The sequence below is a fragment of the Verrucomicrobiia bacterium genome, from assembly GCA_019634635.1.
In the GTDB taxonomy this organism is placed as follows: domain Bacteria; phylum Verrucomicrobiota; class Verrucomicrobiia; order Limisphaerales; family UBA9464; genus UBA9464.
Map to the genome: position 1 here is coordinate 146,715 of JAHCBB010000008.1, position 18,681 is coordinate 165,395.

General features: G+C 66.4%; 16 protein-coding genes and 1 tRNA gene. 2 read left to right on the forward strand and 15 right to left on the reverse strand.

All coding sequences use genetic code 11. The features are described 5' to 3' along the window. Positions 1 to 34 precede the first annotated feature (34 nt). Together KF791_07790 and KF791_07795 are read right to left on the reverse strand one after the other, a co-directional pair. On the reverse strand, positions 35 to 1,660 hold the full coding sequence (locus KF791_07790) for a sulfatase (protein ID MBX3732481.1): 1,626 nt from the start codon (positions 1,658 to 1,660) through the stop codon (positions 35 to 37). 100 nt (positions 1,661 to 1,760) lie between these two features. Then, positions 1,761 to 2,237, reverse strand: coding sequence for an MgtC/SapB family protein (locus tag KF791_07795; protein MBX3732482.1), 477 nt, complete (start codon positions 2,235 to 2,237; stop codon positions 1,761 to 1,763). Between the two features lie 175 nt (positions 2,238 to 2,412). On the opposite strand from KF791_07795, the gene KF791_07800 reads away from it, so the two are divergent. Together KF791_07800 and KF791_07805 are read left to right on the forward strand one after the other, a co-directional pair. Continuing rightward, positions 2,413 to 3,192, forward strand: coding sequence for an SDR family oxidoreductase (locus KF791_07800; protein ID MBX3732483.1), 780 nt, complete (start codon positions 2,413 to 2,415; stop codon positions 3,190 to 3,192). A gap of 20 nt (positions 3,193 to 3,212) precedes the next feature. Then, complete coding sequence (locus KF791_07805) at positions 3,213 to 4,088, forward strand: DNA alkylation repair protein (protein ID MBX3732484.1); 876 nt, start codon at positions 3,213 to 3,215, stop codon at positions 4,086 to 4,088. 49 nt (positions 4,089 to 4,137) lie between these two features. On the opposite strand, the gene KF791_07810 is transcribed toward KF791_07805, so the two are convergent. The 13 genes from KF791_07810 to cimA form a co-directional block, all read right to left on the reverse strand. Next, a complete protein-coding gene (locus KF791_07810; GenBank protein ID MBX3732485.1) occupies positions 4,138 to 5,667 on the reverse strand; it encodes a mercuric reductase in 1,530 nt (509 codons plus the stop codon). 28 nt (positions 5,668 to 5,695) lie between these two features. Beyond that, positions 5,696 to 6,301 carry a TVP38/TMEM64 family protein gene (locus tag KF791_07815; protein ID MBX3732486.1) on the reverse strand — a complete coding sequence of 202 codons (606 nt, stop codon included), beginning with the start codon at positions 6,299 to 6,301 and terminating at the stop codon, positions 5,696 to 5,698. A 160-nt stretch (positions 6,302 to 6,461) separates the two neighbouring features. Beyond that, positions 6,462 to 8,771, reverse strand: coding sequence for a primosomal protein N' (gene priA, locus KF791_07820; protein MBX3732487.1), 2,310 nt, complete (start codon positions 8,769 to 8,771; stop codon positions 6,462 to 6,464). Between the two features lie 62 nt (positions 8,772 to 8,833). After that, positions 8,834 to 9,964, reverse strand: a complete 1,131-nt coding sequence (locus KF791_07825) for a c-type cytochrome (protein ID MBX3732488.1) — start codon at positions 9,962 to 9,964, stop codon at positions 8,834 to 8,836. Positions 9,965 to 10,009: 45 nt separating this feature from the next. Next, positions 10,010 to 10,084 (reverse strand) — tRNA-Glu (locus tag KF791_07830). A gap of 104 nt (positions 10,085 to 10,188) precedes the next feature. Further along, positions 10,189 to 10,680 carry a PEP-CTERM sorting domain-containing protein gene (locus KF791_07835; GenBank protein ID MBX3732489.1) on the reverse strand — a complete coding sequence of 164 codons (492 nt, stop codon included), beginning with the start codon at positions 10,678 to 10,680 and terminating at the stop codon, positions 10,189 to 10,191. A gap of 47 nt (positions 10,681 to 10,727) precedes the next feature. After that, the gene (locus KF791_07840) at positions 10,728 to 11,342 is read right to left on the reverse strand and encodes a hypothetical protein (protein ID MBX3732490.1); all 615 of its coding nucleotides are present in this window, start codon (positions 11,340 to 11,342) and stop codon (positions 10,728 to 10,730) included. 148 nt (positions 11,343 to 11,490) lie between these two features. Further along, a complete protein-coding gene (locus KF791_07845) occupies positions 11,491 to 12,312 on the reverse strand; it encodes a hypothetical protein (protein ID MBX3732491.1) in 822 nt (273 codons plus the stop codon). 116 nt (positions 12,313 to 12,428) lie between these two features. After that, on the reverse strand, positions 12,429 to 13,775 hold the full coding sequence (locus KF791_07850; protein MBX3732492.1) for an MBL fold metallo-hydrolase: 1,347 nt from the start codon (positions 13,773 to 13,775) through the stop codon (positions 12,429 to 12,431). 103 nt (positions 13,776 to 13,878) lie between these two features. Beyond that, entirely contained in the window at positions 13,879 to 14,916 is a 1,038-nt protein-coding gene (locus tag KF791_07855) for a hypothetical protein (GenBank protein MBX3732493.1), read from the reverse strand. After that, a complete protein-coding gene (locus tag KF791_07860) occupies positions 14,913 to 16,133 on the reverse strand; it encodes an SAM-dependent methyltransferase (GenBank protein MBX3732494.1) in 1,221 nt (406 codons plus the stop codon). The genes KF791_07855 and KF791_07860 overlap by 4 nt, the downstream gene beginning before the upstream one ends. A 5-nt stretch (positions 16,134 to 16,138) precedes the next feature. Next, complete coding sequence (bioD, locus tag KF791_07865) at positions 16,139 to 16,846, reverse strand: dethiobiotin synthase (protein ID MBX3732495.1); 708 nt, start codon at positions 16,844 to 16,846, stop codon at positions 16,139 to 16,141. Beyond that, positions 16,843 to 18,441 carry a citramalate synthase gene (gene cimA / locus KF791_07870; protein MBX3732496.1) on the reverse strand — a complete coding sequence of 533 codons (1,599 nt, stop codon included), beginning with the start codon at positions 18,439 to 18,441 and terminating at the stop codon, positions 16,843 to 16,845. The genes bioD and cimA overlap by 4 nt, the downstream gene beginning before the upstream one ends. Positions 18,442 to 18,681: the final 240 nt, after the last annotated feature.

Below are 18,681 nucleotides of genomic sequence, written 5' to 3' on the forward strand. Positions count from 1 at the left end.
GTGTGCCAGCAGACGTTCAGCGGCTGGTACTCGGTCACGGGGGGGCCGTCGTGCCCGCGGGGATGCGGTGGTCTCCGGGGGGGACTCCGGGACCGTCCATCGGGTATTTGCCGTACGCATGGCGGGGCTCCTCGGATGCCGGCGGAACCTCCAGTTCGCGCCGCAGACGCTCCAACTCCTTCCGCAGGCCGGCGACCGTGCGGGCCTGTCGGGGATCGTGGATGAAGTTCCGGGTTTCACCCGGATCGCGCCGCAGATCGTACAACTCCCATTCATCGAGATCGGGATGATAAAAATGAACAAGTTTGTATCGGTCGGTGACGACTCCGTAATGCGGCCGGACCCGGTGCCACACGGGATACTCGTAGTAGTGATAGTAGAAGCTGGTGCGCCAGTCGGCCGGGGGACGTCCCTCCAGGACCGGCACAAGACTCCGGCCCTGGATGTCCGAAGGCACCGGAACCCCGGCGGCTTCCAGGAACGTCGGCGCGAAATCGAGGAGGGACACCATCCGGTCCGACCGGCTCCCGGGTCGGACCACTCCCGGCCACCGGACGATCAGCGGCGTGCGCAGCGACTCTTCGAGGATCCAACGCTTGTCGAACCATCCGTGCTCGCCGAGGAAGAACCCCTGGTCGCTCGCATACACGACCAACGTGTTCCGCCAAAGCCCCTCATCGTGCAGATATTTCATCATCCGCCCGACGCTTTCATCCACGGCCAGAATGGTCCCAAGATAATCATGCATGTAGCGCTGATAGATCCAGCGCAGGCGGTCACGGCCGGTGAGCTTCGCCTCCCGAAATGCGGCATTGCGCGGGCCATAGTAGGCATCCCAGACGGCACGTTGCTGGTCGTCGAGTCCCTGCGGCGGCGTCAGCTTCACATCATTGTCGGTGAAGGCTCGCGCGAGCTCCATGTCCTGGTCCCGCCACGCCAGCCCGCGGCCGCCACCGTAGTCGTCAAACAATGTCTTCGGTTCAGCGTGCGTGCGGTCGCGGTCCCACCCCAGGTGCCGGAGGGCGGGCGACCAATCCCGGTGCGGTGCCTTGTGCTGCGACATCAGGAGGAACGGCCGCGACCGATCCCGTTGTTTCAACCACTCCAGGGACAAATCGGTGACGATGTCCGTCACATATCCCTGATGCCGCACCGGGGTGCCGTTGCGGATCATCGGCGGGTTATAATACACCCCCTGGCCGGGGAGGATCTCCCAGTGGTCGAAACCCGTCGGGTCGCTCTCCAGATGCCACTTGCCAATCACCGCAGTCTGGTAGCCGGCCGCCCGCAGCAATTGGGGGAACGTCGTCTGGCTCCCGTCAAAGGGAACGGTCTCATTGTTGTAGAAGCCGTGGCGGTGGGAGTACTTGCCCGTGAGCACCGTGGCGCGGCTCGGTCCACAAATGGAGTTCGGCACCAGACACCGCTTGAACAGCATGCCCTCCCGGGCAAGACGGTCGAGATTCGGCGTCCGCACCAACCGCCGCCCCTCGCCATAGGCGCTCAGCGCCTGCCACGCATGGTCATCGGAGAAGATGAGCAGGATGTTGGGAGGTCCGGACGGTCCCGCCGCCGCCCCTCGCGGTGCACCCACCCCATGGGCAATGCCGATGACCAAGGAACACAGAACGACCAGGTGACGAAGGTGCGGCGGATTCATGATGCGATTTTATGGATAATCTGCGCCGGCCGGGCCGGGGGAAGTCCAAACTGGCCGCTGCAGGGCGCAACGATTCGCGGCGCGTCCCGCCGCGAAAAATCTAGGGTGCGCTCCCGGCGGACTTCCCGGCGGCGGAGCGTTCCTCGAGCTGCAGGGTTCCCTCGACGGCCAGGCCGACTTTCAAAACAAGCAGCGAGAGCACCAGGGCGAGCAGGGCGAGGCGCCAGAGTCCGGCACCGCACGCAAGTCCCAGTGCTGCCGAAACCCAGATGCTCGCCGCTGTGGTCAACCCCTCGACCCGGTGATGGGCGCTGTCCCTCAGGATCACTCCGCCCCCAAGGAACCCGATACCCGTGAGCACCCCTTGGACGACCCGGCTGATCGCACCCGTGTCAAACTCAGACCCCACGGTCGCCAGTTCGAACATGGCAACCATCACCGTCGCGGAACCCAAGGTGACGAGCGCCTGGGTGCGCAATCCCGCCGGCTTGCCGCTGCGACCCCGGTTGATGCCGATGGCCGCTCCCATCAGGGTTGCCGCACCCAGCCGCAACACCACTTCGGACCACGTCATCAGCTGGCGAACATCGGGTGCTTCGACCATGGGGCACCCTCCCGCCGGCGGGCGCGCCTGGCAAGCCGGGGTTGGGACAGCGAAGAATCGGACGCTGGGCTCATGGAATGGCTGACTCCTCCGGAAATCTGCCGGTTTCCGCGTGACCCGCGCCGGGGCTCCCGGCAGCGTGACCCCGATGTTCTCGCTGGCTGGCAAATCCGCGCTGGTCACCGGTGCCGGCTCCGGCATTGGCGCCGCCATCGCCGCAACCCTTGCGCACGCGGGTGCGCACGTGATCGTCACCGATGTTCAGGAACCCGGCGGCAGGGCGACCGTGGACGCGCTGAAAGCCAGGGGCGGCTCCGGGGAGTTTGAATCGCTCGACATCACCTCGGAGGCCGCCTGCTTGACGCTCGCCGGAGGGATCCATGCCCGCCGCGGCCCGTTGGACGTGCTGGTCAACAATGCCGGCATCGGGCACGTCGGCACCCTGCTCACCACCACCGGCACCGACTTCGACCGGGTGTTTGCCGTCAACGTACGCGGCCTGTTCAACGTCACCCGGGCGTTTCTTCCCGCCATGCTGTCCGCCGGACGCGGCTCGGTGATCAACCTCGCCTCCGCCGCCGGACTCGAGGGTCTGCGGGATCGCCTCGCCTACGCGACCAGCAAGCACGCCGTCGTCGGATTCACCCGCTGCGTCGCCCTCGACCACGCCCGGACCGGGGTGCGGGTCAACTGCATCTGCCCGGGCCGCGTCGAGACGCCCTTCGTGAAGTCGCGGCTGGCCGAGTATCCCGATCCCGAGGCCGCCTACCGCGACATGTGCTCCACCCAGGCCAACGGGCGCATGGGCACGCCGGACGAAATCGCCGCCCTCGCGCTGTACCTGGCTGCTGACGAGAGTGCCTTCGTCACCGGCGCCGCACTGCCCATTGACGGGGGCATGACCGCCGGCTCCGGCCGGCTGTCCTGAGCCGGGAGTGGTGACAGGACATGAAGCCTGACCGAACGGCCTCCGGATCCAAACCCGGCTTGAGACTGCCGGCGGCCCCCCGCTCGATCGCGCGGGGCAGCACTCTGAGGGCCCTCCTTGACCTGGAGGCCATCGCCTGTCTGGCCCACAACCTTGCCTGGGTTCACCCGCGCTTTGATTACCGGACGTTCCAGCGCGATGCCGCGACAGGCCTGGCACCGCTGGGCATCATGGAACGTGGAAATCACCTGGCCCACGTGCTCCGCCGTCACCTTCCAACAGTGTACGAGGAGGCCATCGCCGTATTGACTGCGTCGCTGACGCCGCCCCTCCAGCGAACCGACGATCTGGGGCTGGGCGGGTTCTTCCACCTGCCTCACGTGTGCTTCGTGGCGACCTATGGCCTCGATCCCGGCTACAATGCCGGGCGCGATCCCTTTGACACCTCAATGGGGGCGCAATACGAGCTCACGCGGCGGTTCAGCGCTGAATTCTCCATCCGCCACTTCCTGGTCCGCTGGCCGGAGCGAACGCTGGCACGACTGATCGAATGGACCCGGGATCCGGACCCACACGTTCGCCGGCTGTGCTCCGAGGGGAGCCGTCCGCGACTCCCATGGGCCATTCGGCTGACGGCCTTCCAGCAGGATCCCCGCCCCGTGCTGCCCATCCTTGAGGCGCTCAAGGACGACCCGGACCTCTATGTGCGCCGCAGCGTCGCCAACCACGTCGGCGACATCGCCAAGGATCACCCGCAACTGGCGCTGGAACTGTGCGACCGCTGGATGAAGGACGCCCCGCCGGAGCGCCGCTGGCTCATCCGTCACGCGCTGAGGTATCCCGCCAAACACGGGGTGCGCGAGGCATTGCGGCTCAGAAGGCTGGCGGCGCGCTGATCAACGCCATCCGAAAGGACGATCCGGGATCCCCCGGAACCGTCCGGCATCACCGTCGGCACCACCGAAACCACCATGCCATCAACCGCTTGACCGGTGGAGTCAGCCGCGTACGCCGGTACAGATCCCCGGTGCGGCGGAATGCGTCCGCGTGCGTGGGATAGGGATGGATGGCTGCTCCCACCGTGTCCAATCCCAGCCCCCCTTTCATGGCGAGTGTGATTTCCCCGATCTGGTCGCCCGCTCTCGGCGCCACCACTGTCGCCCCCACAATCGTGTCCGTGCCCCGTCGCACGTGAATCCTCACAAATCCCGATGAGTCCCCGTCGAGGATGGCTCGATCCACCTTCGACAATTCCTGCGTAAACGTGTCCACCTCCATGCCCCGATCACGGGCCTCCGACGCGCCAACCCCCACATGCGCCAACTCCGGCGACGTGTAGGTGCACCGGGGAATCAGCAGCGAACCCACCCGGGCACGGCCGGGAAACAGGGCGTTCTGGATCACCAGACGCGCCATGAAGTCGGCGGCATGCGTAAACTGATGGGGCGAACACACGTCACCGCAGGCAAAAATCCGTGGGTTCGTGGTCCGCAGGTGGTCATCCACCGTCACGCCATGCGGTCCATGAGCCACGCCGGCGGCATCGAGTCCAAGACCCGCGACGTTGGGTATCCGGCCCGTGGCGACCAGCAGCTGATCCACGACGAACTCACCCGAGCCAGCCTCCGGACCGGGCTGCAACCCGATTCCTCCGGCGGCCCCGGCAGCAACCCGCAGCGCACGGCCGCCAGGCAACACCCGCACGCCGTCACGCTCCATTGCCGCCCGCACCATGGCGACCGCATCGCGATCTTCGCGCGGCAGCAACCCGCGCGCCCCTTCCACCAGCACCACCTCGGAGCCCAGCAGGGCAAAGGCCTGGGCCAGCTCGCAACCGATGGGACCCGCGCCAAGAAGGCCCAGGCGCCGCGGCAACCGTGTCAGGTTGAACACGGTCTCGTTGGTCAGGAACGGCACCGCCGCGAGTCCGGGAACCGGCGGCACGGCCGGACGCGCTCCCGTGGCGATCACCGCCCTGGCAAAGCGGAGGGACTGTCCGCCGACCACCACGGTGTCGAAACTGGTGAAGCAGCCCGCGCCGAAGTAGACGTCCACCCCCAGGTCCCGGAATCGGCGCGCCGAGTCGTGCGGACTGATATCGGCGCGCAGCCGGCGCATGCGCTCCATCACCTGACCGAAGTCCACCGTCACTCCGTCGGGGACCCGGACGCCGAACCGCCCGGCATCGCGGACCGCGGCGACCGCCCGCGCAGCCCGAATCACGGCCTTGGACGGAACGCATCCGGTGTTCAGGCAGTCGCCTCCCATGAAATGCCGCTCAATCAAGGCCACGCGCGCCCCGAGATCGGCGGCAATCGCCGCCGCAACGAGCCCCCCGGTTCCCGCGCCAAGCACCACGAGGTTGTAGCGTCCCGCCGGTGTGGGATTGACCCAGTCGGGAGGATGAACGTTGGCGACCAGCCGATCGTCGTGGGCGTCCCCGGACGTGCGTGGAGGCGGTGCGGAATGACTCATGATGGGAACTCCATTGGGCCAACGTCCATCAAAGGCGCCTCGCCAGGGCACGACGTGCAATGCGGGTGATGAGGACCGTGACGGTCACCGTGGCCATCAGGCCCACGCCGTAGAGTGCCCATTCCATCGGCGTTCGCTCTCGCGTTCCCACCGCCGCCTGAGCCAGCGAACCCAGATAGACGTACAGCACGGTCCCGGGCATCATGCCGATCCAGGACGCCAGGACAAACGGACCCAGCCGTACCCGGGTCAATCCAAAGGCATAGTTGAGCAGATTGAAGGGAAAGATCGGCGACAAACGGGTCAGTCCCACAATCTTCCAACCTTCCGCGGCCACCGCACGATCCACCGCGGCAAAGCGCGCATCCCCTTCAAGGCGGCGCGCGATGGCGTCCCGGGCCATGTACCGTCCCAGCAGGAACGCACCGGTGGCGCCAAGGGTGGATCCGGCCGACACGTACACCGATCCCCAGACCACACCGAAAAGCGCCCCGGCCCCCAATGTCAGCGCGGACCCCGGAACGAACAGAACAGTCGCCACCACGTAAATGCCGATGAACAGGACCGGTCCCCATGGACCCAGCCGCTGCACCGCCTCCAACCCGTGCCGGAGCACCTCCTGCACGGGCAACATCCGGACGAGGACGAGGACTCCGGCAGCAGCAGGAAGGAGCAACCACCAGCGGCTGATGGACCGTGATGCGTTGGGCTGTGGCGTAGAGGACACGACAACGGTCTGAGTCTGCCAGTCCACTTGGGGTGAGAAAACTTGCGGACGGCAAAAACTTTTGTGTTCAGGACAGGTCCACCGGGTCCACGTCAATGCCCATCTGGACATCCTCCGGCAGCGTCAGCCCGGCGCGCAGCGCGGCAAGTTCGCCGCTCAACCGCGCCATCGAACGGGTCCGCATCATGATCTGATGGCGGTACAGGGTTTCCGCCCGCATGAGCGGTGCCGGCGCCGGTCCTGCGAGAATCAGATCGCGCCAGTCCTTGAGCCGCGCAGACAGCTGTTTGGCCACGTGGTCCGCGGCCAGGCGCACCTTGTCGTCGTTGCGTCCCTTGAACGTGATCAGGACCACGCGGGCCACAGGCGGATAGCGCAACGACTGCCGGAATTCGAGCTCCTGATCGTAGAACCCCTCATAGTCGTGGCGGCGGGCAAACTGGATGGCCGGATGGAAGGGTGTGAACGTCTGGACAAAGACCTCGCCCTCGACATCCCCGCGTCCCGCGCGACCGCTCACCTGGGTGAGCAACTGGAACGTGCGTTCGCCAGCCCGGAAGTCCGGCAGGTGCAGTGCGAGATCGGCATGAATGATCCCGACCAGCGTGACGTTCGGGAAGTGCAGTCCCTTGGCGATCATCTGGGTACCCACCAGCACATCCATGCGACCGGTTCGGAACTCCGTCAGCACCCGGCGGTAGTCGTCCTTGCGCTTGAGCGTGTCCGTGTCCATCCGGCTCACCCGGGCCTTCGGGAACAGCTTGCGGAGGGCATCCTCCACGCGTTCCGTGCCGAGGCCGGAGAACCGGATGCGGGGATTGGCGCATTGCGGGCAGGCGGAGGGCACGGGTGCCGCGTGGCCGCAGATGTGGCACCGGATTTCGCCAGCCTGGCGATGGTAGGTGAGCGAGACGCTGCAGTTGGGGCAACCGGCGACGTATCCGCACTGGTCGCACTGGAGCGAGGAGGAGAATCCACGCCGGTTCAGGAACAGAATCGTCTGCTCGCCCCGTTCGAGGCGCTGATGGATTGCCTCGCGCAGGGGCACCGAAAAGACCGGAGGCCCGCCGCCTCGTCCCGACCGCCGTTCCATGCGCAGATCCACCACGCGGACCACCGGCAAACGGGTGTCGGTGACGCGCCGCAGCAGCTCCAACAGGACGTACTTCCCGCGACGAGCGTTGTGATAGCTCTCCATCGAGGGTGTCGCCGATCCCAGGACCACGGTGGCCCCTTCGCGTTGTCCGCGCACGACAGCGACATCCCGGGCGTGATACCGGGGCGACTCCTCCTGCTTGTAGGAATGCTCATGTTCCTCGTCCACGATGAGCAATCCGAGCGGATCCACCGGGGCAAACACCGCAGACCGCGCCCCGATCACGATCCGGGCCCTGCCGGCCCGGATCTTGTGCCATTCATCGTGCCGCTCACCTGCGCTCAACCGGGAATGAAGCACCGCCACCAGGGTGCGGTGGGGTCCGCCGGAGAACCGGGCCTTGAAACGTTCCACCGTCTGGGGTGTGAGCGAAATTTCCGGCACCAGCACGATGCCGCCGCGCCCCCGCGCCAGAGTTTCCGCCAATGCCTGCAGGTAGACCTCGGTCTTTCCGGACCCGGTGACGCCGTGAAGCAGAAAGACCCGGGGAGCGGGTCCCGGACCGGCGGAGTCTCCGACGTCAATGGCATTCCGGATCGCGGCCAGCGCTGCAGCCTGCTCCTCGTTGGGCGTCAACGGCGTCGTGGGAATGAACCGCTCGTGGGCATAGGGGTCACGCTCTTCGCGACGGGCAGCCACGAGGGCATACCCCTTGTCCTCCAGCTTGCGGACCGTTTCCGCGGTGGTGCCAGCCAGACGGACCAGTTCCTGGAGCGGCAATTCCCTCCATTCTTCCAGAATGTTCCAAACCAGTTGCTGACGGGGCGTCAGCGCGGGCAGCTCCATCCCGGAGACGGGCATGGCGTGCACATGCAATCGTTCACGCCATCCGGCCTCCTCCCGCCGCACCGCCTCAGGGAGCACGCTTTTGAGCGCCGTCTCGACCGGGCAGCAGTAGTAGCCCGCGAGCCAGCGGGCGAGATCCAGCACCTTCGGGGTCAGCAGGCTCTGTTCTCCGATGAGCTTGGAGATCGCCTTGAGGGAATCGTGGTCGGAAGACTCCACCACACCGGTCACGACACCAAGTCTCGATCCGTGGCCAAACGGCACCCGGACACGGGAGCCCACGACCAGCCTCCCGGACATCGCTTCAGGGATCGAGTAATCAAACTCCCGTCCGATCGCGAGATCGAGCATGACCCGGGCAACCACAGACGGAGCTTCAACGGATGGGTGACTGCGGGGAAGCGCGATCCCGCCTCCAGGACCCCCCAAGCCCATCCGCGGTGCCGCCAAACGCCCCAGGACAACTCTCTCTGGCAGCGCTCAAGGGTCCGTCCGGTTCAAGGTGACTCTGACCTGAGCGAGGCCAAGTACTCGATGAGGTCGGCAAATTCTTCGGCGGATAGTTGCTCCTCCAGCCCCGCTGGCATGATGGAAAGCGTCTGCTGTTCACGGGACGCAATGTCCTCCTTTTGGATCGCCACCACCGGTTGCCCCGGAAGTTTGAGAAGGAGTTCATCCGCCGACTCACTGGCGATCAGGCCGAGGTACTCCTCTCCATCCGTCCGCGTGATCTGCCATGCTTCGAACCCAAAAGAGATGCCGCTGCTGGGTTCCAGAATCGCCGCAATCAGCGCCTCCCGGGCCAGCTTTGAGCCGATCCCGGTGAGTTTCGGTCCAAAATCCACGCCGTCGTCGCCCACCTGATGGCAGGCGCTACACGCCACGTCGGACCGGCGAAACAGCTCGCGGCCACGCGTCGCATCCCCCCGCATTGCCAGCAACTCCCCCATCGGAGGCAATGGACGCCTCCCGGCCGGGGACTTCCCCGGCCTCAGGGCCACCAGCGCATCGCGAACTCCCGGGAGGCGCGAAGCGTACAGCGCAGATTCCGCCTCCTTCGCCAGCGAGTCCGGCAGGGCATTTTCCACGAGGAGGTCCAAGAGCTTAGACGCCCCCGCCGGGCTGGAAACCAGGACTCGAATTGCCGCCCGACGGGTCTCCTCGGAGCGGGCGGCATCCTCAATCAGTCCGAATGCGGGCTCTGCACAGCGGGCGTCTCCGGCGGATGCCATCGCCTGGAGCAGGGCCATCGCAGTGGCATCATCGCCGTTCAACGCCACATTCAGTTGTCGGACATCGCCCCCGTCCAGAATCCACCGAACCGCTTCTCCGGCCTCGGGGGCGGAGGGGTGTCGCACGGCAACCGCCAGCAGATTCGAGTGCATACCTTCCAGCCGGAATGCAGCCACAAGTCCGACCAGTTCGGGCTCGGATCCAATCTGGGATGCCAACCGGTGAACGGCCTGACGGAGTGCCGGGTTTCCATCCAAGTCCTTGTTCTCCATCCGCAGCAGCGCCTCCAGCGCAAGACGGGATCGGTCGGAGACCTCCCCACTGGAAGGAAATGAGGCCACCGTTCCAATGAGAACGAGGGAGACGACGGCGAGGTGCTTCCGAATCAACTCCATCCAGCGAACAGAAGAAACCGGACTCCTCCGCGAGAATTCCCGGGCTGGTAGCGCGTACGGGAATCGAACCCGTCTTTCAGCCTTGAGAGGGCCGTGTCCTAGCCGATAGACGAACGCGCCAGACCGTTGGATGGTGCGGAACCGGTAATTGGAGTCAAACGGGGAATTCCTGAAAACAAAAAAGCCGTCCCGGAACCCGGGACGGCTTGAGAGCAAAGGGCCGCTTACTTGCGGCGGGCCACGAAGAACAGGCCAACCAGACCCAAGGCAGCCAGCGCCACCGTGGAGGGCTCGGGAATCACTTCCAGCTGGAGGCCGGTGAAGTTCCCAGCAACGCCGAGCGCCGGAGGAGGCGTGGCACCGCCACCGAACTGAGTCAGGGTGACGAGCGCCTCATTCTTGATCAGCGCACTGGCATAACTCGCACCGGAGGAGGTGTCCCATGCGCGGATGGTGATGGACGTCGTCGGAATGTCCGTCACACCCAGGAAGAACAGTCCGTCGGCTCCAAGGCCGCCAGAGGCGATGACAGATTCCCCGGACAGGACTTCAACCTGACCAAGAGCCTTGGCGAGCGGAGCGCCGCCCACGCCCAAGATGAAGGCACGGGCAGTACCTCCCGGCGGAGTGAAGTTGTTGTTGAGGTTGACGGTTCCTTGGGCGAGGGCGGACAGCCCGGCGGCCAAGCCGATGATGGTCAACAGGATTTTATTCATGGTTGTCGTTGGAAGCAGTCGTTGGAGGAGAACTGGCGACCGTCAGCTTACTGAACGGTGAAGGTCTTGGTCCAGGTGAACGCCTCGGTGGTCTGCACCACGAAGCCCTGACCGACGGTGAAGCTGGGCTCGCCCACCGGCCAGATGCCGTCGCCGAGGGTATCGAACGCCGTGTAACCGGTGCCCGTCCAGGTCAGAACGGTGGAGCCGTCCGGAGGGGTGAGGCCCAGTTCGGTCGCCGTGCCAGCGATGGGGATCTTCGAGGACACGAAGTTGTTGCCCACGACCAGCGCGGTGGCCTGGGTGCCGATCAAGGCATCACCCACCGTGGTGACCGAGGTGTCAGCCCCGACGTCCACAAACACGCCCATGCCGGGAACCAATGCGAAGTCGTCGCCACCGACGACGCCCACACCGGCCAGGATATCCGTGCCGACGAAACCGCTGCCAGTCCACCGGAGGATGGAGCAGTCAATCCCGCCGAAGATGGTGCTGACGTTGTTGCCGTTGGCCGCCGTGTTGTCCAGCGGGTTGGTGACCAGGTTGAGACCGCTCTTGAGGTTCAACTTGACGTACCCGACGATGTTGGAGCTGACCGCCGCCGTGGCCGTGGAGGCCAGCGCCACAGCAGCAGCGGAGAGTGCGAGGATGTTTTTGTTCATGAGAGACCAGATGGTTTCCGTGTGTGAGAGAGAGGTTCCAGAAGGTGGCCCCGAGCGTCAACCAAATTTTCTTCAGAATCTTGAATCGGAATCGGGACGGGGGTTTTGAAGCGGGATTCGGTGATCCAGAGGTCTTCCGGCTTCAGAATCAGGGCGCAAATCGGGACGGGGGCGGAACCGGGATGGGAACACCACCACTGCCGACGACTCCACCCGTTTCCGGAATCCCGGCCGCCGACGGTTCCTGGTTCAGGATCGGAGCCCCACGTGACAAGGCCCGCGCCGGCAGCGTCCGGGGCGCGGTGACCGTCCCGGGGTCCATCGCCGGCATTTGGACAGGAATGCCCCCTTGCTGCCCCGCCGCCACGGCCCCCGGGAAGACCGCTGGTGCCGCGGCAAGACCGGGATCGCTCAGGTTTACACCGCCCCGACCGATAACCACCGGCCCCGATTGGGCTGCCGGCTGGGGCACAGGAGCCACCGGCTGCGGGGTCGGCGTGCCCGGGCGCCCACCGGGTGCCTGGACCGGCACCGCTCCCGCGGCGCTCTTCATTCCATTGTCCTTGAAATTCAGCACCACTTCGCGGCCTCCGACCAGGACCCGGACCTTGCCCTCTCGCGGCAGAATCTCCTGAACCTTCAGATCCTGGATCTCTTCACCCTCCCGCGCCGTCTCGTAATCCGGACTCTTGGCTCCGGGGCGATTGACCACAAAGTAGGCCTTTTTGATGCCCCGCTCGTGCGAAACGCCCGTCAGAAACACATTCGGCGGTGGAGCCGGGGGCGGCGGGGGCGGCGGGGTCTGATCCGGCTCGGGAGGCGGACGGATCCCGAATGCATTTCGGTTGGTGATGACCCCGTAGGGATTGTCCGGAGATCCGGCGTTGATCGCTCCCACCGTTGGAACGACGGCAAACGCCGCCAGCAACCCGGCAATTCGGGCCAACGAAGATGGCGTGGGAACCGGCATAGGCAGAGTCTGAAACACCAAACCCTGATGGAAGTTGCCCCCGCGGGCCGCCGATCGCCAGCCGAAATCCTGTACCGGCATGCCGGGGCTCTCTGCGTCCAACCCCGTTGGACTCCTTACACGGACTCCGATGAACCGGGCTCCGGAACGACCACGTCGGCCCGGGGAAGCAGTTGCCTCAGGGTTTCGCCAAAGGCGAGGGATTGGGATTCCTCCCCGTGAACCACGAAGATCCTCTGGAGGGATCCCCGGATTCGTCCGACATACGCCGCCAGTTCCCCCCGGTCGGCATGGCCCGAGAGAAAGTCCACCGCCGCCACGCGGGCACGCACCTCGACCGGTTCGCCAAAAATGTTCACCGGAGACCGGCCCGCCCGGAGTTGGGCGCCCAGGGTGTGGTCAGCGCAGTGGCCGACAAAGAGCACCAGATTGCGTGGATCTCCCAGGTTGTTGCGCAGGTGATGCCGCACCCGCCCCGCCTCGGCCATGCCGGACGCGCTGATGATGATCATCGGCCCCGGCAGGTCATTGAGCTGCTTGGAATGGTCCGGACTGCGGATGTACGTGAGATGCTTCATCTCGAACGGTTGTCCCTCCTCCCGGAGCCGCGCGTACATCGCCTCGTTGAAGCATTCCGGATGCAACCGGTGGACTTCGGTGGCGTTGACCGCCAGCGGGCTGTCCACATAGACGGGAAAGATCGGGGCCTTCTCCCGCGCGAAAAATCGCTTGAGGCGCACGACCAGTTGCTGGGTCCGGCCCACCGCAAATGCCGGCACAATGACCTTGCCGCCCGCCATCAGCGTTTCCATCGCGGGCTGGAACAGGGCCTCTTCGTCCGCGCGCGGCTCGTGATCACGTCCGCCATAGGTGCTCTCCACCTGGAGGAAATCCACCCCCTCCACCGGAACCGGATCTCTCAGGATGGGGTCGTCTCCGCGCCCGACATCACCGCTGAACAGATACCGGAAGCGCCGCGAGCCCTCCCGAACGTCCAGCACGACCTGCGCCGAGCCGAGAATGTGGCCCGCGTCCACAAACGTCGCGGTTACGCCGTCGCCCACCGGGATCGGGCGGTCGTAGCCCACCGAGACGAACTGACGGACGGTCCGCTCGGCATCCGTGACCGAATACAGGGGAGTGACCGGCGGTTCGCCCCGCCGCGCCCGCAACTTGTTGACGAACTCGGTATCGGCGATCTGGATGTGCGCCGAATCCTCGAGGAGGATGGAGGCGAGGTCGCGCGTCGCGAAGGTGCAGTAGATGTTCCCGCGAAAGCCCTGCCGGTGGAGATTGGGCAGGTTGCCACAGTGATCCATGTGCGCGTGGCTCAAAACGACGGCGTCAATACGCGCAGGGTCGAAGGGGAAGCAGCAGTTCCGTTCGATGGATTCGCCGCGCCGCCCCTGGAAGAGACCGCACTCCAGGAGCAGACGATGCTCGTTCACCTCGATGAGGTACATCGAGCCCGTCGTGGTTCGGGTCGCACCCAGAAACGTGATCTTCATGGCCGAGGACCGCGGACTTTCCGGAGCGAGGCCCGCACACGCAATGGAATCCGTTGCCTCACGCCCCGGCATCCGCCGCCGCGGGTCCCGGACCGCGCTGGAGTCCGCCGCCCTCCAGCGCCTCCACGGCCACCACCGAGTCGCCTTCGACCTTCCATCGCACCCGTTGCAGACCGTCGGCCGCTTCGATCCGGTCGAGGGTTTCCTGGAAACCCCGCGCCGACAGGCGCAATTCCCGGACACCCCCTGCGTCACAGGTGAAGATCCGGCTGAATCCCTTGTGACGTCTTGGCGCCCCCACAAGGCGGCTCCAGCCGGCCTCAGGGTGGACCCCGGGCCGGCGATCCAACACCAGATGACTGAACGGCAGGCTGCGGAGGTCCACCCCAAGACAGCGCGCAAAGGCGGCCCACTGCGGATCCGAGAAAACGGCCGACGGCGGCCTCGCAAAAAAGTGGCACCAGTGGCGCTCGTTCCCCGGCGTGGTCATCCCGCACGGGCCGCCGTGCGGGCACGGACTGATAATGCGGAAATGTTCCCGAAGCGCCTCCCGTGCGGCAATCAATCCCCGGCTGTCCGCATGGGTTCCAGGCTCCACCCAGAGCACGACCTCCACACGCCGGGCCAGCGCCAGGAGGCGACGCCGCTCCCCTGCAGGCAGCTCGTTGAGAACATGGCTCACGACCAACGTTCCCGGGGCCTCAGGGCCGGTCAGCACGGATGCCGGCACGGGGCCGACCCGAACGCCGGGGAACGCATCCGAAGCCGCCGCGCAGGCAAATTCCACGGCCGGCCGGGAGCGATCATGCACCCACAGGGTGGTGTCCGCGGACACGCCGAACGCGGCAAGGACCCGGCGGCCCGCGATCCCGCTGCCACAGCCGAAGTCCAGCAGCGGTCCCGGCGGCAAGCGCCATCCACGCGCCGTCAACTCCCCGAGAACCGCGTCCCACTTCCACCCGATTCGCTCGCCAAAGGTGGCGTCATACGCCTTCAGATCCGCCCGGTGCCTCCAGTACGGCCCCCGGACCCGCTCGCGTCCGAGGAAGATGGAGCGGAGCCGCTCCAGTGCGGGCCCGTCGGGAAAGGGAGTCATGCCGGAGACCCCAGGGGAAATCCGATGGATGCGGCGAGATGCTGGTGGCGGATGCCGAAGGCGGCGGCCAGTTCCCGCACCCGCCGGGCGGCGGCCCCGGGATCCGTATTGGAATGCCGCACGGCGGCGATCATCAGGTTCTTTGCAGTATGTTCCGGAGAGATGAACTCGAAAACCCGCGGATCGCGTCCGGCCCATTCCAGCAGTCCGGCTCGCAACGCGTCGGTAACAATCTCCGCCATGCGGCTGTTCAGGATCCCATGGCGGAGCGCCCCCGCAAAAATGGCGGGCGCCGTCAGCTGAACCTGCACCTCGCGGTGACAGCAGGGCGAGACCACGAGCAGCGCGGCATCGGCCAAAATGCCGGCGGCCAGGGCGTCATCAGTCGCCGTGTCGCAGGCGTGCAGCGCCACCAGCACGTCCATCGCCTCCCGGGGGGCCTCGGCAATGGTCCCGGGCAGGAACTCCAGACCGTCGCATCCACTCTCGAGCGCCGCGCGGTTGGCTCCAGCCACCAGCGAGGCCCGGGCCTCCACTCCAAAGGTGCGTACCGGCCGCGCGGACCGCGACCGGAGGTGTTCGTGAAGCGCAAAGGTCAGGTGCCCCTTTCCGCACCCCATGTCCCACACGCGGAGGGGCGGGTCCCGGAGGTCGCCCTCCAAGGCCGCCGCACCCCCCCGCAGAAGTCCCGCCTCCACGAGCAACGGATCCAGCAGTTCGATGAACCGGTGGATTTGCCGGTATTTTGATTCCTGTCCACGGCACACCGTCCCTTCCGCCGTGGTCACCCCCAGGGCGCGAAGCCATGGGCGGTCCGCCGGTACGGTGCGCGCCTTGACCCGGTCGTGCGCCTGGGTTGGGACCTCCGGGGCCAGTGCGGGGGAATACAGCACCCGTCCCGCACGTCCCTTGCGAAATTCAAGCTGGGCCGTCCGCCGTGTGGTGAACAGGTTGGCCACGCAGAATTCCGTGCCGAGCAGCTCCCCAAGCCGCTGCACCCCCTCGTCCGGCTCCAAATTCCGGGTGACATCATGCGTCGGCAGGCTCCAGACCATCTGCAGGCGCGGGCCGTCACGCAGCAGCACGGGACGCGCCAGCAGCCGGCGCGCGACGGCATCCGTCTTCCGGGGCGCCCCCAGGCTCACCTTGATCAAGGTGCCCTCCGCAATCGCCATCGCGAGGGCGTCCATCCACTCCTGTCGGGCATCACCGGGCATGCGGATCAGCCTTTCCCCACGGCGCCACCCGGGCAAGCCCCGTGCACGATCGGCGCCAGGATGCGCGCCAGAATGCGGTCCAGTCGGGAATCAGGTTCGGGCGGCGCCGGACCCCGGAACCGGGGCAGGACGATGACCCGGTCGGCGCCGATGCACTCGCCGAGCAGCGCCGGGTTGGTGCGGCTGGCGGCGTCGCGGCAGGGCGGCTCGACCAGGACGCATCGCGCCCGGGCAGCGATTGCCCCCGGCAGCGCCGCCAACACGAGCCGGGCCTGGTTCAACGCACCCAGCCGGTTGGGACACACCACGACCGGGGTGGCCCGGAGACTCCGGATCAGATCCAGGGCCGAGAATCCTTCGCCCAACGGACTGAGCAGTCCCCCCGCCCCCTCGACCAGTAGCGTCCCGTGACCGGAGGCAGCCTGGCGGAGAAAGCGCACCACGGCGGCCATTTCCACCCGGCGGCCTTCACACCGGGCCGCCAGAAGCGGCGTCAGTGGACGGCGGAACACCCAGGGGCAGATCGCTTCCCGGTCCAGGGCGCCTTCCTGGGCCGCCTGAAGGGCCCGCACGTCATCCAGTCCCCCCGAACAGAAGGGCTTGACCGCCCGGACCGCCTCGCCGCGCCGCCGGAGATGGCGCGTCAGGAGCACGGCCAGCACCGTCTTCCCCACGCCGGTGTCACTACCGGTGATGAACACCACCCGTTTCACGGCCGGACGGCAATGTTCGCGCGCGGCCGGTGATCCAGCAACGCGTACTCCATGGAGTCCTCCAGCGCCTTCAATGACGCGGTGATGATGTTCTCGCTCACGCCGACCGTACCCCACTCCCGACGACCGTCGGTGGACTGGATCAACACGCGGGTTCGGGCTCGCGTGCCCTCGACGCCGTCCAGGATGCGCACCTTGTAATCGGTGAGCCGCACCTTTCGCAGCCGGGGAAACGAGCGCGCGAGCGCCGACCGCAGCGCACTGTCGAGTGCATTCACCGGCCCGTCCCCGTCGGCCACCGTGTGATGGACCACGTCCCCGACGCGGACCTTCACCGTCGCCTCGCACACGGAGCCGCCGTCGTCGCCGCGCATCGAGACGTGATAGGACTTGATGGAGAAGAAAAGCCCGGGATTATCGTCGAGGATGCCCCGGATCAGGAGGGCCAGCGATGCCTCGGCCGCCTCGTATTCGAAGCCCTGCGATTCCAGTTCCTTGACCCGGGCGGTGATCGCACGGGCCTCCGGGGCCTCGGGCGCCAGCGGGAAGCCGAGTTCGCCGGCCTTCAGCAGAATGTTGGTGCGCCCCGACATGTCACTGACCAGGACCCGCCGCCGGTTGCCCACCAACTCGGGGGGGATGTGCTCGTAGCTGCGGGCCACCCGGTCAATCGCATGGACATGGATGCCCCCCTTGTGGGCGAAGGCCGTCTGACCGACCCAAGGCTGGCGCGGGTCATGGCGGACATTGGCGATCTCGTCCACAAACTCGGAAAGTTCCTTCAGCTTGGGCAGTGATCGCGCCGGAACGCAGGGGCGGTTGAGCTTGAAATGCAGCGTGGGGATGACACTGACGAGGTTGCAGTTCCCCGTGCGCTCCCCGTAGCCATTGATGGTCCCCTGGACATGCGTGGCGCCGGCCTCGAGGGCGGCCACCGCGTTGGCGAGGGCGAAGCCGGCATCGTTGTGCGTATGAATGCCCACAACCGTACCCAGTCGCGCCACCGCCAGCGCGGTGACCCGTCCCACCTCGGCGGGCAACCGTCCGCCATTGGTGTCGCAGAGGCAGACCACGTCGGCGCCAGCCCGCGCCGCCGCCTCCCAGGTGGCCATCGCGTAGTCCGCCGCATCCGCATGACCGTCAAAGCTGTGTTCGGCGTCGTACACCACGCACCGACCCTGGTCCTTCAGGTACCGGACGGTTTCCGCAATCATGGCCAGATTCTCATCGGCCGACACGCGGAGCACCTCCGCAACATGAAGGCGCCACGACTTGCCCACGATGGTGATCACGGGCGTCTCGGCCTCCAACAGCAGGCGTACCTGGTCGTCGCGCTCGACGGGCACCCCTTTCTTTCGCGTAAACCCGAAGGCGGCGATCCGCGCAGACTTCCAGCGGCGTCGGCGTGCCTGGCGGAAAAACTCCATGTCCTTCGGATTGGAGCCCGGCCATCCGCCCTCGATGAACCCAATGCCGAACTGGTCCAGCTTCTCGGCAATCCGCAGCTTGTCGCTCAGGGAAAAGTTGATGCCTTCCGCCTGTGCGCCATCGCGAAGGGTCGTGTCGTAGAGGGCGACTTTGGAGTTCATGGACATGGGAAACGTCTCTGGTTCTTGAAGTGAAAAAGCGAAAACCCCGTCCCGCGGCGCGGAACGGGGCTTTCGATCGTGAAAACGCGTTCAGCGACGGCAGGCGGCCCGGGACGCAATAATGGACCGGGGCACCACGCCCCGGAACCCCACCGCCGCACCTTGGGAAAAGCCCGTCATCGCTGGGGAAAAGTCCCAAAACTGCCGGCTCGAGGCAAGCGGGAACTCGACGACAACGTACCCCGC

Bases quoted from the DNA above. Each gene is read 5' to 3' on its own strand.
- KF791_07790 (MBX3732481.1), bottom strand. From the start codon at position 1,660: ATGAATCCGCCGCACCTTCGTCACCTGGTCGTTCTGTGTTCCTTGGTC.
- KF791_07800 (MBX3732483.1), top strand. From the start codon at position 2,413: ATGTTCTCGCTGGCTGGCAAATCCGCGCTGGTCACCGGTGCCGGCTCC.
- KF791_07805 (MBX3732484.1), top strand. From the start codon at position 3,213: ATGAAGCCTGACCGAACGGCCTCCGGATCCAAACCCGGCTTGAGACTG.
- KF791_07810 (MBX3732485.1), bottom strand. From the start codon at position 5,667: ATGAGTCATTCCGCACCGCCTCCACGCACGTCCGGGGACGCCCACGAC.
- KF791_07815 (MBX3732486.1), bottom strand. From the start codon at position 6,301: ATGTTGCCCGTGCAGGAGGTGCTCCGGCACGGGTTGGAGGCGGTGCAG.
- priA (MBX3732487.1), bottom strand. From the start codon at position 8,771: ATGGGCTTGGGGGGTCCTGGAGGCGGGATCGCGCTTCCCCGCAGTCAC.
- KF791_07825 (MBX3732488.1), bottom strand. From the start codon at position 9,964: ATGGAGTTGATTCGGAAGCACCTCGCCGTCGTCTCCCTCGTTCTCATT.
- KF791_07835 (MBX3732489.1), bottom strand. From the start codon at position 10,680: ATGAATAAAATCCTGTTGACCATCATCGGCTTGGCCGCCGGGCTGTCC.
- KF791_07840 (MBX3732490.1), bottom strand. From the start codon at position 11,342: ATGAACAAAAACATCCTCGCACTCTCCGCTGCTGCTGTGGCGCTGGCC.
- KF791_07845 (MBX3732491.1), bottom strand. From the start codon at position 12,312: ATGCCGGTTCCCACGCCATCTTCGTTGGCCCGAATTGCCGGGTTGCTG.
- KF791_07850 (MBX3732492.1), bottom strand. From the start codon at position 13,775: ATGTACCTCATCGAGGTGAACGAGCATCGTCTGCTCCTGGAGTGCGGT.
- KF791_07855 (MBX3732493.1), bottom strand. From the start codon at position 14,916: ATGACTCCCTTTCCCGACGGGCCCGCACTGGAGCGGCTCCGCTCCATC.
- KF791_07860 (MBX3732494.1), bottom strand. From the start codon at position 16,133: ATGCCCGGTGATGCCCGACAGGAGTGGATGGACGCCCTCGCGATGGCG.
- cimA (MBX3732496.1), bottom strand. From the start codon at position 18,441: ATGTCCATGAACTCCAAAGTCGCCCTCTACGACACGACCCTTCGCGAT.